Source organism: Streptomyces sirii (assembly GCF_045690365.1).
GTDB lineage: Bacteria > Actinomycetota > Actinomycetes > Streptomycetales > Streptomycetaceae > Streptomyces > Streptomyces sirii.
In genome coordinates, this window is the sequence record NZ_CP147982.1 from 7,789,569 (window position 1) to 7,802,912 (window position 13,344).

A 13,344-nucleotide genomic window follows, 5' to 3' on the forward strand; every position below is an offset into this window, starting at 1 on the left:
CCCCCATGGCGGCCTGGCGCGTGGCTGCTCTCGTGGGCGCGGTGCGGCGTGCCGTGCCCCATGACGAAGGAGCCGCAAGATGCAGCAACGTTCCCGTGTGGTGGGCGGGGCGCTGGCCGGAGTACTGGCCGCCGCCGGCCTCGCCACCTTCGCGCCGTGGTCCTCACAGGCCACCCCGCCCGGCGAGAAGACCGTCACCGCCACGCTGTTCGAGCGGAAGTACGTCGACGTCGCCAAGGCCTGCACCGACCAGCTGGGCCCGGCCGGCTACGGCTATGTCGAGGTCTCGCCCGCGACCGAGCACATCCAGGGCGACCAGTGGTGGACCTCCTACCAGCCCGTCAGCTACAAGATCGCCGGACGGCTGGGCGACCGGGACGCGTTCGCCTCGATGGTCAAGGCCTGCCACGGCGCCGGCGTGAAGGTCATCGCCGACGCCGTCATCAACCACATGGCGGCCGGGTCCGGCACCGGCACCGGCGGTACGCAGTACACCAAGTACGACTACCCCGGCTACTACCAGGACCAGGACTTCCACGGCTGCCGCAAGAGCATCTCCGACTACACCAACCGCGACGACGTCCAGAACTGCGAACTGGTCGGGCTCGCCGACCTCGACACCGGAAGCGACTACGTCCGCACCACCATCGCCAAGTACCTCGACGGCCTGCGGTCGCTGGGCGTGGACGGCTTCCGGATCGACGCCGCCAAGCACATCTCCGCCACCGACGTCGCCGCCGTCAAGGGCAAGATGAGCGACCCCGGTTACTGGGTGCAGGAGGTCATCCACGGCGCCGGCGAGGCGGTCCAGCCCGACGAGTACACCGGCATCGGCGACGTCGACGAGTTCCGCTACGGCAGCCACCTCAAGAGCGCCTTCCAGGGCGGCGACATCGCCCAGCTCAAGTCCGTCGCGGACGGCAAGCTCGGCGGCGACAAGGCCCGTACGTTCGTCGACAACTGGGACACCGAGCGCAACGGCTCGACGCTCACCTACAAGGACGGCGCGGCCTACACCCTCGCCAACGTCTTCATGCTCGCCTCGCCCTACGGCTCGCCGAACGTCTACTCCGGCTACGAGTGGTCCGACAAGGACGCGGGGCCGCCCAGCGGGAGCGGCGGCTGGACCGAGCAGCACACCAAGCGGGAGATCACCGGGATGGTGGGGTTCCGCAACGCGGTGGGGTCCGCGGAGCTGACCGACTGGTGGGACAACGGCAAGAGCGCGATCGCCTTCGCACGCCGGGGCAAGGGGTTCGTCGCCCTCAACAACGGCGACGGCGAACTGACGCAGACCTTCGCCACGTCGCTGCCCGGCGGGACGTACTGCAACGTGGTCAAGGCCGCACCGGACGACTGCTCCGGCAACACGGTCACGGTCGGCGACGACGGCAAGGCGCGGGTGACCCTGCCCGCCAGGAGCGCGGTGGCGCTGCACATCGCGCGCTGACCCGCGCGCGTCCTCACCCGCCGGACGGGCCGCCGGGCCGGGTGGCCCACTCCAGCGCCAGGAGGGCCGAGCGGTAGCCTCGGCCCTCCGTCGCATGGTCCATGCCGATCTCGCACATCCGGTTCGCCGACAGATGCGCGTCGAAACGCCGCGCGGTCACCTCCGCCGCCTCCTTGGCGGTCGCCGACTCCGTCAGCTCCGGATGCAGCATCCCGCGGTCGCCGGCGAAGCCGCAGCAGCCCGCGTCGTGCGGCACCACCACCTCCCGCGCGCACGCCTCGGCGACCCGCCGCAGCTGCGGCTCGTCCCCCAAGTGCTGCATGGCGCAGGTGGGGTGGAGCACCGCGGAGCCGACGCCGCGCTCGATCCGCAGCCGCGGCAGCAGCTCGTCGGCGGCCCAGACGACGGAGTCGAGGACGGTCAGCTCGGCGTGCAGCGCCCGGTTGAACGGGGTCAGATACGGCACGACCTCACGGGCGAGGCCCAGGGTGCAGGAGGACGCGTCCACGACCAGGGGCAGTCGGCCGCCGGCCGTCCAGCCCCAGGCCGCCTCGACGATGCGGTTCGCCATCACCGCGGTGCCACGCTCATAGCCCTTGGAGTGCCAGATCGTGGCGCAGCAGGTCCCGGTCACGTCCGACGGGATCCACACCGGCCGGCCCGCCCGCCGCGACACCGCCACGACGGCCTCGGGCAGCGAAGGCCCTCCGGGGCGCTCGCCGAAGATCCGGTTGACACACGCCGGGTAGTAGACCGCGGCCGCGCCCGCCCGTTGCGTCGGGGGCAGCCGGCGGGGCGCCGCGCCGGGGATGTGGGGCAGCCACTGGGGCACCAGGTCGGGGCGTACGGCCCGGCGGGCGGTGCCGGTCAGCGACGTCGACAGCCGGTCGCCGATCCGGTCCGCGGCGGCCACCGCCAGCCGCGCCGACCGCTCGACGGCGCCGAACCGCCGGGCGGACCGCTCCGCCAGCCACTCCTCGCGCGCCGAGTGCCGCCGATGCCGGAAGTCCCGCATCAGCGCGCCGGTGTCGATGCCCACCGGGCAGGCCAGTTTGCAGGTCGAGTCGCCGGCGCAGGTGTCCACCGCGGCATAGCCGTACGCGTCCAGCAGCTCGGTGGTCACGGGGGAGCCGGGGGGCTGGCGGAGCATCTCGCGGCGCAGCGCGATCCGCTGGCGGGGCGTGGTGGTCAAGTCCTCGCTGGGGCAGGTCGGTTCGCAGAAGCCGCACTCGATGCAGGGGTCGGCGATCGCCTCGATCTCGGGCAGGGTCTTCAGGCCGCGCAGATGGGCCCGGGGGTCGCGGTCGAGAAGGACGCGGGGCGCCAGGATGCCGTGCGGGTCCACCAGCTCCTTGATCCGCCACATCAACTCCGTTGCCCGCGGGCCCCATTCGAGCTCCAGGAACGGGGCGATGTTCCGCCCGGTGGCGTGCTCCGCCTTGAGTGAGCCGTCGAAGCGCCGCACGGTCAGCCGGCAGAACGCGTCCATGAAGGCGGCGTAGCGCGCCACATCGTCCGCCTTCGCCGCGTCGAAAGCCAGCAGGAAGTGCAGATTGCCGTGCCCGGCGTGCCCGGCGACCGCCGCGTCGAAGCCGTGCCGGGACTGCAGCTCCAGCAGGGCGGTACAGGCCTGTGCGAGCCGCTCCGGCGGCACCGCGAAGTCCTCGGTGATCAGCGTGGTCCCGGACGGCCGGGAGCCGCCGACCGCCGTGACGAACGCCTTGCGGGCCTTCCAGTAGCCGCCGAGCGCGGCCGCGTCCCGGGTGAAGGCGTTGCTGACGGAGGCGACCGGAGCGACCAGCTCCAGTGCGTCCAGTACCCGCGCGGCGGCCCGCTCGTACGCCTCCTGGGCGGCCTCGTCGGGCGCCCGGAACTCCACCAGCAGTGCGGCGGTCTCCTTGGGCAGCGCCGCCCAGTCCGCGGGCACCCCAGGAACGCTCACCGAGGCGCGCAGCGTGTTGCCGTCCATCAACTCCACGGCCCGCGCGCCCGCGTCGGTGAACCGCGGTACGGCGGCGGCCGCGGCGCTCAGATCCGGGAAGAACAGCAGCGCACCGGAGGCGCGGCGGTCCAGCGGCAGGGTGTCGAAGACGGTCTCGGCGATGAAGCCCAGGGTGCCCTGGGAGCCGACCATCAGCCCGCGCAGGATCTCCACCGGGGTCGCGCCGTCCAAGAACGCGTCCAGGCGGTAGCCGTTGGTGTTCTTCAGGGCGTACTTGGCGCGGATCCTGGACACCAGCTCCGGTTCCGCCTCGATCTCGGCCTTCAGCGCCAGCAGTCCCGCGCACAGCGCCGGTTCGGCGTGCGCCAGCTCCTCGTCGGCGGCCGGGTCGGCGGTGTCGACGATCGTGCCGGACGGCAGGACGACGGTGGCCGAGGCCAGCGTCCGGTAGGAGTTGCGGGTGGTGCCGGCCGTCATCCCGGAGGCGTTGTTGGCGACCACCCCGCCCAGCGTGCAGGCGATGGCGCTGGCCGGATCGGGGCCCAGCACCCTGCCGTGGCGGGCGAGGGCGGCGTTGGCGCGCAGCACGGTGGTGCCCGGCCGGATGCGGGCCCGGGCGCCGCCGTCGAGCACCTCGATCCCGGTCCAGTGCCGGCGGACGTCGACGAGGATGTCCTCGCCCTGCGCCTGGCCGTTGAGCGAGGTCCCGGCGGCCCGGAAGACCACCTTGCGGCCCTTGCCGTGGGCGTAGGAGAAGACCGCCGAGACATCGTCGAGGTCCTCGGCCAGCACCACGACCTGGGGGACGAAGCGGTACGGGCTGGCGTCGCAGGAGTAGCGGACCAGGTCGGAGATGGTGTGCAGCACCTTGTCCGCGCCGAGCAGCGCGATCAGGTCGCCGCGCAGCGGCTCGGGGGTGCCCGATGCCCGCCGGTCGGCCACCCGGTCGTGCGCGGGGCCGTGATGGGCGGTGGGCCGCAGGGACTCGGGCTTCGGCTCCAGCAGGGGCATGGCGGGCACTCCTCCGGTCGACTCCGCGTCCGGGCCCGCCCGGTGGATCGGCGTCGTACGGGCCCTGGGCCGCTCGGCTTGGTAGGGCGTGTCACTCCGACCGAAGAGACACGCCCTTGCTCAGTGCGGTCCACCCGGTCCGGCTCAGTGCGGTTTGCCCGCTCCGTCGACCAGGGTGGACAGCAGACCGCCCAGCACCTGGCGCTGCTCGGCGGTCAGTGGAGCCAGGATCTCCTCCGCCGCGGCCCGTCGGGCGCTGCGCAACGCGCGGAGTGTGGAGCGGCCGGTGTCGGTGAGCTCGATCCGTACCACCCGGCGATTGGCCGGATCGGGTACCCGGCGCACCGCGCCATGCGCCTCCAGGCCGTCCACCAGCGTCGTCACCGCCCGCGGTACGACCTCCAGCCGCTCGGCCAGGTCGGCCATCCGGGGCGGGGCGTCGCGGTAGTGGTCGACGATCCGCAGCAGCCGGGACTGCGCGGGGGTGAAGGCGATGTCCAGGTGCTCCAGATGGTGCTTCTGGGCGCGGTGCATCCGCCGTGTCAGCCGTACCAGCTGCTCGGCGACGTTGGCGGTGCTGACCGTCGGCTCGGGGGAGGGCATACCGCGAGGATAGCCGATATCAGGACCTGGTTCATTGTGAGTATAGGTAACAATGAGCTAAGCTCCATGATGCTCGCCCCCGTCTGTCCCCGCCCGTATTCCGCACACCTCGAAGGAGCCCATGCGCAGCGACGAACCCCAGTGGACCCCACCGCCCAAGGACCCCGAAGCGCCGGTCCAGTTGCGGCGGATCCTCGCCCTCTTCCGCCCCTACCGCGCCCGCCTCGCCCTCGTCGGCCTGCTCGTCGGCGCCTCCTCGCTCGTCTCGGTGGCCTCGCCCTTCCTGCTCCGCGAGATCCTGGACGTGGCGATCCCCGAACGGCGCACCGGACTGCTCACCCTGCTCGCCCTCGGCATGATCGCCACCGCCGTCACCACCAGCGTCTTCGGTGTCCTGCAGACCCTGGTGTCCACCACCGTCGGCCAGCGCGTCATGCACGACCTGCGCACCGCCGTCTACGCCAAGCTCCAGCAGATGCCGCTGGCGTTCTTCACCCGCACCCGCACCGGCGAGGTCCAGTCCCGGATCGCCAACGACATCGGCGGTATGCAGGCCACGGTCACCTCGACCGCCACCTCGCTGGTCTCCAACCTGACCTCGGTCATCGCCACCGTCTGCGCCATGCTCGCGCTCGACTGGCGGCTGACCGCCGTCTCGCTGCTGCTGCTTCCGCTCTTCGTCTGGATCAGCCGGCGGGTCGGCAACGAACGCAAGAAGATCACCACCCAGCGGCAGAAGCAGATGGCCGCGATGTCCGCGATGGTCACCGAATCCCTCTCGGTCAGCGGCATCCTGCTCGGCCGCACGATGGGCCGGGCGGGCTCGCTCACCCAGTCCTTCGCCGACGAGTCCGAGCGCCTGGTCGGTCTGGAGGTCCGCGCCAACATGGCCGGCCGCTGGCGGATGGCCACCATCGGCATCGTCATGGCGGCCATGCCCGCGCTGATCTACTGGGCGGCGGGCCTGGTCCTCCAGTTCGGCGGTCCGGTCTTCTCCATCGGCACCCTGGTCGCCTTCGTCTCGCTCCAGCAGGGCCTGCTGCGACCGACCGTCTCGCTGCTGTCCACCGGCGTGCAGATGCAGACCTCGCTCGCGCTCTTCCAGCGGATCTTCGAGTACCTCGATCTGCCGGTCGCCATCACCGAGCCCGCCGACCCGGTCCGACTCCCCGCCCCGCGCGGCGAGGTCCGCTTCGAGAACGTGCGGTTCTGCTACGACCCCGACGCGGCACCCACCCTCGACGGCATCGACCTGGCCGTCCCCGCCGGCGGCAGCCTCGCCGTGGTCGGCCCGACCGGCAGCGGCAAGAGCACCCTGAGCTACCTCGTCCCGCGGCTCTACGACGTGACCGAGGGCCGGGTCACCCTCGACGGCACGGACGTCCGCGACCTCGACTTCGACACCCTGGCACGGGCGGTCGGCGTGGTCTCCCAGGAGACCTACCTCTTCCACGCCTCCGTCGCCGACAACCTCCGCTTCGCCAAGCCGGACGCCACCGACGACGAGATAGAGCGCGCCGCCAAGGCCGCCCAGATCCACGACCACATAGCCGCCCTCCCCGACGGCTACGACACCCTCGTCGGCGAGCGCGGCTACCGCTTCTCCGGCGGCGAGAAGCAGCGTCTGGCGATCGCCCGCACCATCCTGCGCGATCCGCCCGTACTCGTCCTGGACGAGGCGACCAGCGCCCTGGACACCCGCACCGAACACGCCGTGCAGCAGGCCATCGACGCGCTGTCCGAGGGGCGCACCACCCTGACCATCGCGCACCGGCTGTCCACGGTCCGCGACGCGGACCAGATCGTCGTCCTGGACGCCGGCCGGATCGCCGAGCGCGGCACCCATGACGAACTGCTCGCCGCCGATGGCCGTTATGCGGCGCTGGTGCGGCGTGACGCACACCTCACCCCGGCCCGCGATCAAGTGGTGACCGGTAAGTGACCCGCGGGTAAGGTCGAAGGCGCGGCGGCCAGTTCAATTGGTCGGGGTGGCCGCCGCACTCTCTTTCCGGCTTTCCGGCTTTCCGGCATACCGGGCTCTCGGCATTCCGGGCGCGGTGCCCACTACAGAGCCGCGAGATCGATCGCGGCGGCCATCGCGCGGTAGCCTTCGTCGTCGGGGTGCTTGCGGTCGCCGCTGTCGTAGGCCGGCGCGAGCGCGTCCGGGTCGTCCGGGTCCGCCAGCGCCGCGGCGAAGTCGGCGACCGCGTCGAACTCGCCCGAGGTGCGCACCCAGTCGTTGACCTCCCGGCGCTTGGCCTCGGCTTTCGGTGTGTGGTACTCCGACCCCTTGAAGGGCATGATCGTCGCCCCGGCGATCCGCACCCCCGCGGCGTGCGCCAAGGCGATCAGCGTCCGGTATCCGGCGATCAGCTCCGCCGCGGAATTGTCCGGGTTCGGCTTGTACGTCGGCAGATCGACCTCGCTGAAACCGATGTCGTTGAGGCCCACCAGGGCGACCACGGAGCGCACTCCGGGCTGGTCGAGCACATCGCGCCGGAAGCGGTCGACCGCCCGCTCGCCGAACCACGCCGAGTCGTTCAGCAGCAGATTCCCGCCGATGCCCTGGTTGAGCACCGGGCGCGGGGTGCCCCGCTCGGCCAGCCGCTCGGCCAGCGCGTCCGAGTAGCGGTGGTTGCCGTCGACGGTCGAGGCGAACCCGTCGGTGATCGAGTCGCCGAAGACCACCACCGTGTCGCGCCGTGCCGGGCCGCCGTCCGCCAGCTCCACGGCGGCGAGGTGGTACCAGGACACCGTCGTCTCGCTGAACACCGCCGGATCGGACGCCGCGAGCCGGTCGCCCTCGGCGCGGTAGGCCGTGGCGTAGGCCTGGGCGTGGAAGGTCGTCGGCCCGGTCGGACGCGCGAAGTACAGCGAGACGGTCAGCGAGTCGAACGGCGCCGCCGTCACCTCGGCGGCGTCGCTGTAGAGCTCGCCCCCGGGCGGGATCAGCGCGGACGGTGCGCCGCCGAAGGTGAGCCGGCGCTCCGTGCCGTCCTGCACGGCCGGCCCCTCGTCCGTGCGGGCCAGGGTGGCGCCGGTGATCTCCAGTGGTGCGGTCCCGTACCGGTTGGAGAGCCTGACCCGGGCCGAGGTGCCGGCGCCGGTGACCCGTACGACCTGCCGCACCGTCTGGTCCGCGAACCCCTCCAGCGCCCAGTTCTTGTGGAACCCCTCGCTGGGACGCTGTACGGCCGCCGCCCAACCGGCATTCCATACAAGGGAGTTGCTCTCGCCGCTCATGATGTCGCGCTGCCTTCCTGCTGTCCGCCGCCGTCCGTTCGGCGGCGATGACGCAGAGTCTGCCGAGGGGCGTGCGGGCTACCCAGACCTCTGGGCTGCGTACGCATCGGATGCCTACCCACGCCAGGGTCACCCTCGGCGGCCGGGGCGTGCGACGGCCCCGAGCGCAGGTCGGTACCCATCAGCACGCTCGAACGCGGTGCGCGCCCAATGCAAGCCCGCCGCACGCCAGTTCACCGTCCGCCGCGCGTCGCCACCGGTCCGCCGTGAAGTCATCGCCGGTACGGTGGTCCTCCGCCACGGGCCTGCCGCCCGTCCCTTCGGATTGCGAGATGTCCGATGAATCAATCCGCAGCCCATACCCATCTGGCCGCGGCGGTAGTGGTGCACAACGGTCGCGTGCTGATCGTGCGCCGCAGCTACCGCGAGCGCTTTCTGCCCGGCACCTGGGGCGTGCCGTGCGGCAAGCTGGACCGCGGGGAGTCCGCCGAGAGCGGCGCCCTGCGGGAGCTCAAGGAGGAGACCGGACTCCTCGGGGCCATCGTCGCGCGTACCGGCGCCTCCAGCTTCCTGAGCGACTATCAGGGCCGCCGCGTCCGCAACCACCAGGACAACTTCATCGTCCGCCCGCTGACACTGGACGTCGTGCTGCCCAGCGCCGACCAGGCCTACCGCTGGGCGCGGCCGGCCGAGCTGACCGAGGCCGGCGTGGACGCGTACAACCTCGGCGTGATCCGCCAGGCCCTCGGCGGCCGGCTGGACGCGGCGGGGCTGCGCGCGATGACGGCCCGCTACGGCTACGCGGGGCTGGGGCCGCTCCCGTTCAGTAGCCCAAAGAGCCTGCCAGCGCGTCGAGTTCGGCAAGATAGACGGCCGGCGGCAGTGGAGTCTTGGGCGGCGCAGCCGGGCGCCCGACGCCGCCGTCCCTGACCATGGCGGCGCGCCCGCCCGCGCCGCCGCTCCGGACGTAGACGTCGGTCGCCGCACGCTGCGCGGCGGTCTCCAGGAACAGCGTCACCGTCGGCTGCTCGCTCACGACCCGGTGCAGCGTACGGGCGTCCAGACCGTAGCTCCGCCCGGCGCCGAACCGCTCCGTGCGCAGCAGCCGCAGCCGGGCGTCCCCGACCCGCCGCAGTCGCCATGCCCCGCCGGGGCCGTCGATCGTCTCCCGATAGGCGATCGCGGGCACACCGTCCGGGGCCGGTTCGTAGCACTCCATCCGGACGCGGCCGCGGACCACGGCCGAGGCGATGGCGCAGCGGTGGTTGTGGATGTCCTCGGGGACCGCGCCCGTGCGGCCGTGCCAGAAATGGACCCGCAGCATGAACCGGGGCGCGCCGTGCAGCAGCAACAGCTTGTCGAAGCCCAGCACATGGCGGTACGAGAGCCGGGTGCACTCCGCGAGGTCCCGGTCGCCGACGGATAATCGACGCACCAGCGGACCGAGCGTGTCGGGCCGCGCCAGCCGGGCGATCGCCGCACGCGCCGACTCGGGCGACGGGGGCCGCGGCCCGCCGCCGAGCCGCTCCGCCAGCAGCCGCCGCGCTTCCTCGACCTGCATGTCCGCCTCCCGTTCACCGGGGCCGCCGACCGCCGGCGGTCCCGCCGCCCCGAACCCGGCCGACCTCACGGCCGGTAGACCAGCAACGCATGCCGCCGCAGCACCGACAGGCCCTGATACGCCATCCACACCGGATGGCCCATCGCGCCGTCGTCCCACCGCCACACCCCGCCCTGCTGCATCCCCCGAACCCGCGCCACGGCCGCGGCCAGCCGCTCCTCCCACACCTCCGGCTCCACCGCCTCCGCGGCCACCCTCCGCGCTCCGTCCGTCATCAGGGCCCTGGCCACCCAGGCGGCCGAGAAGTGCCGTACCGACAGCAGCTCCTGATGCAGCGGGTCCTCCCGGCCCGGGCGCCTCACCTCCTCCTGGCAGTTGTCCAGATCGGTGGCGCCGTCGGGGACCGACGCGCCCGCCAGCAGCCAGCGCAGGCCCTCCTCGCGCACCGCCCGCTGCCGGGAGTCCTCGCCCAGGACCCGCGCGGCCCGGTCCAGCGTCACCACCGCCCGAGCGGTGTGCGCCGCGGACGGCGCCGGATTGCCGAGTCCGCCCGCCAGCGCCGCACCCCAGCAGCGGTGGTGGTCGCGCGCCGGGTCGGCCGTGGCGCCGTTGACCAGGACCTCGCGCAGCCTGTGCAGCGATGGGGAGCCGGGCGCCGCCCGCAGCAGACCGCGCAGCACATTCGTCACCACATAGGTGTTGCCCAGCCCCCAGGCATCGCGATCCGGGTCCAACAGCGCCTCGCAGGAGTCTATTTCGGCCTCCAGCAACCGCGGATCGGCGCCCGCCCGAGCCAGTGCGCCCAGCACGATCGCGGTCACCTCGGGGCGTGCCCCGCTGCCCTGTGAGCGGGCCGCCCACCCGCCGCCGGGAAGCCGCAGCCGCCACAGCGTCTCGGCCACCTCACCGGCCCGTATGCGCCCGTCGTACGGCGCGATGTCGAGCAGCAGATGCAGCCCGTACGCCGTGCCGAACGCCGTCGGGTGCACCGGCGGACCGCTCTCCGCGAGGGAGTGCGGCCAGCCCGTGAGCGGACCGCGGCCGGGCACCTCGATCACCGACAGGCCGCGCCGCAGCGCCTCGTACGTGCCGTCCATCAGCTCGGGCAGCGAACCGGCCGCCGGCACCGCGGGGCCGGGCGGTGGCGCGGGCACGGCGGCCGTGGCGCGGGCCCGCAGCAGGGCCGCCGCCAGCCACACCACGGCGCCCACCCCGGCCCCGGCCGTCGCCGCCAGGCCGTACCGCGCCGCCTCGCCCGCCAGGCTCTCCGGCAGGAGCCCCACCAACGTCTGGAACGCGCCGAACGCCGCGGCCGGTGCGCCCAGCCTCCCGAGCCAGGTCAGCAGCCGGGCCGGCGCGGGGGCCGGCGCGGCGGGGGCCGACGTCCCGGGATCCGGCGCGGGCAAGCCGCCGACCGCTCCGGAACGCCGAGGTGGTAACTCCTGCCGCAGCATCGCCTGCTCCCTCCCCCCGGGGCGCGCCCGCGCACCGCGTGCGCGAGAGACATCCCGATCAGTGTAGGAATCCCCACTGACAACGGGGTCGCACACCTGTCCCGTTCGGGCTGGCCATGACCCATCGGACAGGCTCTGATCCGAAGGCTCGTGCGCACGGGTGCGGCCCTGGAGGGGGCGTGACGGACAGTCAGCAGGGCGGTCGGCAAGCAGCACAGGCAGTCAACGAAGAGCACCGCCCGCGCAAGGGTCCAACGGGGTGATCTTTGTGCCGCTCTCCACATCGCGCAGACGGTGATGGGAAGTACAGAGGCTGACCACCGTCTTGGCTCTGAGGAGGATTCATGCGTATCCGCACCACGCTCTTCGCAGTAACCCTGGCCACCGCCGCCCTGCTCGGCGGCGCGGGCACCGCCGCCGCCGGCAACGCCCCGGACTCCTCCAACCCCCGTTCGGCTTCCGGGGCGGACGTCTCGGACGCCCCCATGGGCAGGGACGTGATCGCGCGCGAGGGCGCCTCCGGGCGCGACGGGGGCGACGAGTCACCCGGCGGACTGGTAGGCCGCCTCATGGGCGACATCTGACGCAGGCCGTCCGGGGCGCCGGGCCGGGGGCGTCCGCCCACGGCCGGCGCGCGACCGGCTCCGCCCCCGTCGGACGCCCCCTGGCCGGGGCCTGTCCGGCGGGTCGCCCGCGTCGCCACGGCCGGATCGCGGCGCGGGCGACCGCGCCGTGGAACTGCGGCCGTCGACGGACTCCGGCGGCCTCAGGCGCCCTGCGGATACCAGCGGAGTTCGACGATGTTGCCGTCGGGGTCGCTGACGTACAGGGATTCACCCTCGCCACGGGCGCCGAAGCGCGGCCCGGGGCCGTCGACCACCGTGAACTCGCCCGAGTCGACGACCTCCTGCCAGTCGAGGGGCTCGACGACCAGGCAGAGGTGGTCGACATTGGAACCCTCGCGGGGCCCCTCGACGAGGTCGATGATGGTCGTCGGGCTCACGCGCACGGAGGGGAAGGGCGCCTGGCCCGCCCGCCAGTCGTCCACGCGGACCGGCTCCAGACCGAGCTGCCCGCAGTAGAAGGCCAGCGATCGTTCGACGTCGGTGACGTTCAGAACGAGGTGGTCGAAGGCGATGACGCGCATGGGGGCTCCTGTGGGGACGCCGGGTCCGGGAGGGCCCGTCGGATGGTCGCGAAAGGAAGGTACCGGCCGGATGGCGGGCCGCTCGCGTTCGTCATCACACCAGGCCAGTGGGGCGATGCCATTTTTCGTTGCCTCGTGCGCCTGGTGATGCTGGAGTGAGCGGATGGATCAGGAAACAGTGCTGGCGGTCTTCGATCGCGAGATGCGACAGGGCATCCGGGCCGATGGGCCCGGAGCCCGGGTAGAGCGGGTGGGCGGCGTCGTACGCCATGTCGGCGCAGACGCCGACGGCTGGAACGGAATCGTCTGGTCGGACCTGGACGAAGCCACTGCAGACGCCGCGGTCGCGGAACAGGTGGAGTACTTCACCTCACTCGGGCGCGGGTTCGAGTGGAAGCTGTACGGGCACGACCGGCCGGCCGACCTACCCGGACGGCTGAGGGCAGCGGGTTTTGTACCCGAACCCGAGGAGACGCTGATGGTCGCCGACATCACAGACCTGCCCACGAACGTCGAACTACCCGAGGGTGTTCGCCTGCTCCCGGTGACCGATGCTGCCGGGGTCGAGCTCGCGGTGGCCGCGCAGGAGCGGGCGTTCGGCGAAGCGCGGCCGTACCACCGGCAACTGTTGCTCGGCCAGTTGGCCGCCGGCTCGCCTCCCGCGGTCGTCGCCATGGCCGGTGACGTGCCGGTGAGCGCCGCACGGATGGAGCTGCACCCGGGTACGTCCTTCGCGAGCCTGTGGGGCGGGGGCACAGTGCCGGAGTGGCGCGGCCGGGGCGTCTACCGGGCCTTGGTCGCCTTCCGCACCCGCATCGCAGCCGAACACGGCTACCGCTACCTCCAGGTCGACGCGTCCGACCAGAGCCGTCCGATCCTGCGACGCCTCGGGTTCGTACCGCTGGCCACCACCACCCCGTACGTACGCTGACC

At 72.8% G+C, this 13,344-nt stretch carries 11 protein-coding genes; 5 read left to right on the forward strand and 6 right to left on the reverse strand.

What is annotated here, in order from left to right:
- The first annotated feature begins 79 nt into the window (after positions 1-79).
- A complete protein-coding gene (locus WAB15_RS34565) occupies positions 80-1,450 on the forward strand; it encodes an alpha-amylase (RefSeq protein WP_407288673.1) in 1,371 nt (456 codons plus the stop codon).
- Positions 1,451-1,463: 13 nt separating this feature from the next.
- Here the strand turns inward: WAB15_RS34565 and WAB15_RS34570 are convergent, their stop codons facing one another.
- Positions 1,464-4,403 (reverse strand): FAD-binding and (Fe-S)-binding domain-containing protein, encoded by a 2,940-nt coding sequence (locus WAB15_RS34570; RefSeq protein WP_407288674.1) that lies wholly within the window; start codon positions 4,401-4,403, stop codon positions 1,464-1,466.
- A 144-nt stretch (positions 4,404-4,547) separates the two neighbouring features.
- Positions 4,548-5,006 carry a MarR family winged helix-turn-helix transcriptional regulator gene (locus tag WAB15_RS34575; protein WP_399145267.1) on the reverse strand — a complete coding sequence of 153 codons (459 nt, stop codon included), beginning with the start codon at positions 5,004-5,006 and terminating at the stop codon, positions 4,548-4,550.
- A 121-nt stretch (positions 5,007-5,127) separates the two neighbouring features.
- On the opposite strand from WAB15_RS34575, the gene WAB15_RS34580 reads away from it, so the two are divergent.
- The gene (locus WAB15_RS34580; protein WP_399145268.1) at positions 5,128-6,948 is read left to right on the forward strand and encodes an ABC transporter ATP-binding protein; all 1,821 of its coding nucleotides are present in this window, start codon (positions 5,128-5,130) and stop codon (positions 6,946-6,948) included.
- Positions 6,949-7,070: 122 nt separating this feature from the next.
- Here WAB15_RS34580 and WAB15_RS34585 read toward each other — a convergent pair whose 3' ends face one another.
- The gene (locus tag WAB15_RS34585) at positions 7,071-8,249 is read right to left on the reverse strand and encodes a GDSL-type esterase/lipase family protein (protein WP_407288675.1); all 1,179 of its coding nucleotides are present in this window, start codon (positions 8,247-8,249) and stop codon (positions 7,071-7,073) included.
- A 339-nt stretch (positions 8,250-8,588) separates the two neighbouring features.
- On the opposite strand from WAB15_RS34585, the gene WAB15_RS34590 reads away from it, so the two are divergent.
- On the forward strand, positions 8,589-9,179 hold the full coding sequence (locus WAB15_RS34590) for an NUDIX domain-containing protein (protein ID WP_399145270.1): 591 nt from the start codon (positions 8,589-8,591) through the stop codon (positions 9,177-9,179).
- On the opposite strand, the gene WAB15_RS34595 is transcribed toward WAB15_RS34590, so the two are convergent.
- Both WAB15_RS34595 and WAB15_RS34600 read right to left on the reverse strand, forming a co-directional pair.
- Positions 9,073-9,810 carry a hypothetical protein gene (locus WAB15_RS34595; protein ID WP_399145271.1) on the reverse strand — a complete coding sequence of 246 codons (738 nt, stop codon included), beginning with the start codon at positions 9,808-9,810 and terminating at the stop codon, positions 9,073-9,075. The two genes, WAB15_RS34590 and WAB15_RS34595, sit on opposite strands and share 107 nt — an antisense overlap.
- 65 nt (positions 9,811-9,875) lie before the next feature.
- Entirely contained in the window at positions 9,876-11,216 is a 1,341-nt protein-coding gene (locus tag WAB15_RS34600) for a hypothetical protein (protein ID WP_407288676.1), read from the reverse strand.
- A gap of 392 nt (positions 11,217-11,608) precedes the next feature.
- Here WAB15_RS34600 and WAB15_RS34605 point away from each other — a divergent pair, with 392 nt between their 5' ends.
- The gene (locus WAB15_RS34605) at positions 11,609-11,848 is read left to right on the forward strand and encodes a hypothetical protein (RefSeq protein ID WP_407288677.1); all 240 of its coding nucleotides are present in this window, start codon (positions 11,609-11,611) and stop codon (positions 11,846-11,848) included.
- Positions 11,849-12,030: 182 nt separating this feature from the next.
- Here WAB15_RS34605 and WAB15_RS34610 read toward each other — a convergent pair whose 3' ends face one another.
- Positions 12,031-12,411: a VOC family protein gene (locus tag WAB15_RS34610; RefSeq protein ID WP_399145274.1), complete on the reverse strand. Its 381-nt coding sequence runs from the start codon at positions 12,409-12,411 to the stop codon at positions 12,031-12,033.
- Positions 12,412-12,574: 163 nt separating this feature from the next.
- Here WAB15_RS34610 and WAB15_RS34615 point away from each other — a divergent pair, with 163 nt between their 5' ends.
- Positions 12,575-13,342: a GNAT family N-acetyltransferase gene (locus tag WAB15_RS34615; protein WP_407288678.1), complete on the forward strand. Its 768-nt coding sequence runs from the start codon at positions 12,575-12,577 to the stop codon at positions 13,340-13,342.
- Positions 13,343-13,344 lie beyond the last annotated feature (2 nt).

What these genes read in the sequence shown, in the direction of transcription:
- WAB15_RS34565 (WP_407288673.1), top strand. Translation starts at nt 80, where the DNA reads ATGCAGCAACGTTCCCGTGTGGTGGGCGGGGCGCTGGCCGGAGTACTG.
- WAB15_RS34570 (WP_407288674.1), bottom strand. Translation starts at nt 4,403, where the DNA reads ATGCCCCTGCTGGAGCCGAAGCCCGAGTCCCTGCGGCCCACCGCCCAT.
- WAB15_RS34575 (WP_399145267.1), bottom strand. Translation starts at nt 5,006, where the DNA reads ATGCCCTCCCCCGAGCCGACGGTCAGCACCGCCAACGTCGCCGAGCAG.
- WAB15_RS34580 (WP_399145268.1), top strand. Translation starts at nt 5,128, where the DNA reads ATGCGCAGCGACGAACCCCAGTGGACCCCACCGCCCAAGGACCCCGAA.
- WAB15_RS34585 (WP_407288675.1), bottom strand. Translation starts at nt 8,249, where the DNA reads ATGAGCGGCGAGAGCAACTCCCTTGTATGGAATGCCGGTTGGGCGGCG.
- WAB15_RS34590 (WP_399145270.1), top strand. Translation starts at nt 8,589, where the DNA reads ATGAATCAATCCGCAGCCCATACCCATCTGGCCGCGGCGGTAGTGGTG.
- WAB15_RS34595 (WP_399145271.1), bottom strand. Translation starts at nt 9,810, where the DNA reads ATGCAGGTCGAGGAAGCGCGGCGGCTGCTGGCGGAGCGGCTCGGCGGC.
- WAB15_RS34605 (WP_407288677.1), top strand. Translation starts at nt 11,609, where the DNA reads ATGCGTATCCGCACCACGCTCTTCGCAGTAACCCTGGCCACCGCCGCC.
- WAB15_RS34610 (WP_399145274.1), bottom strand. Translation starts at nt 12,411, where the DNA reads ATGCGCGTCATCGCCTTCGACCACCTCGTTCTGAACGTCACCGACGTC.
- WAB15_RS34615 (WP_407288678.1), top strand. Translation starts at nt 12,575, where the DNA reads ATGGATCAGGAAACAGTGCTGGCGGTCTTCGATCGCGAGATGCGACAG.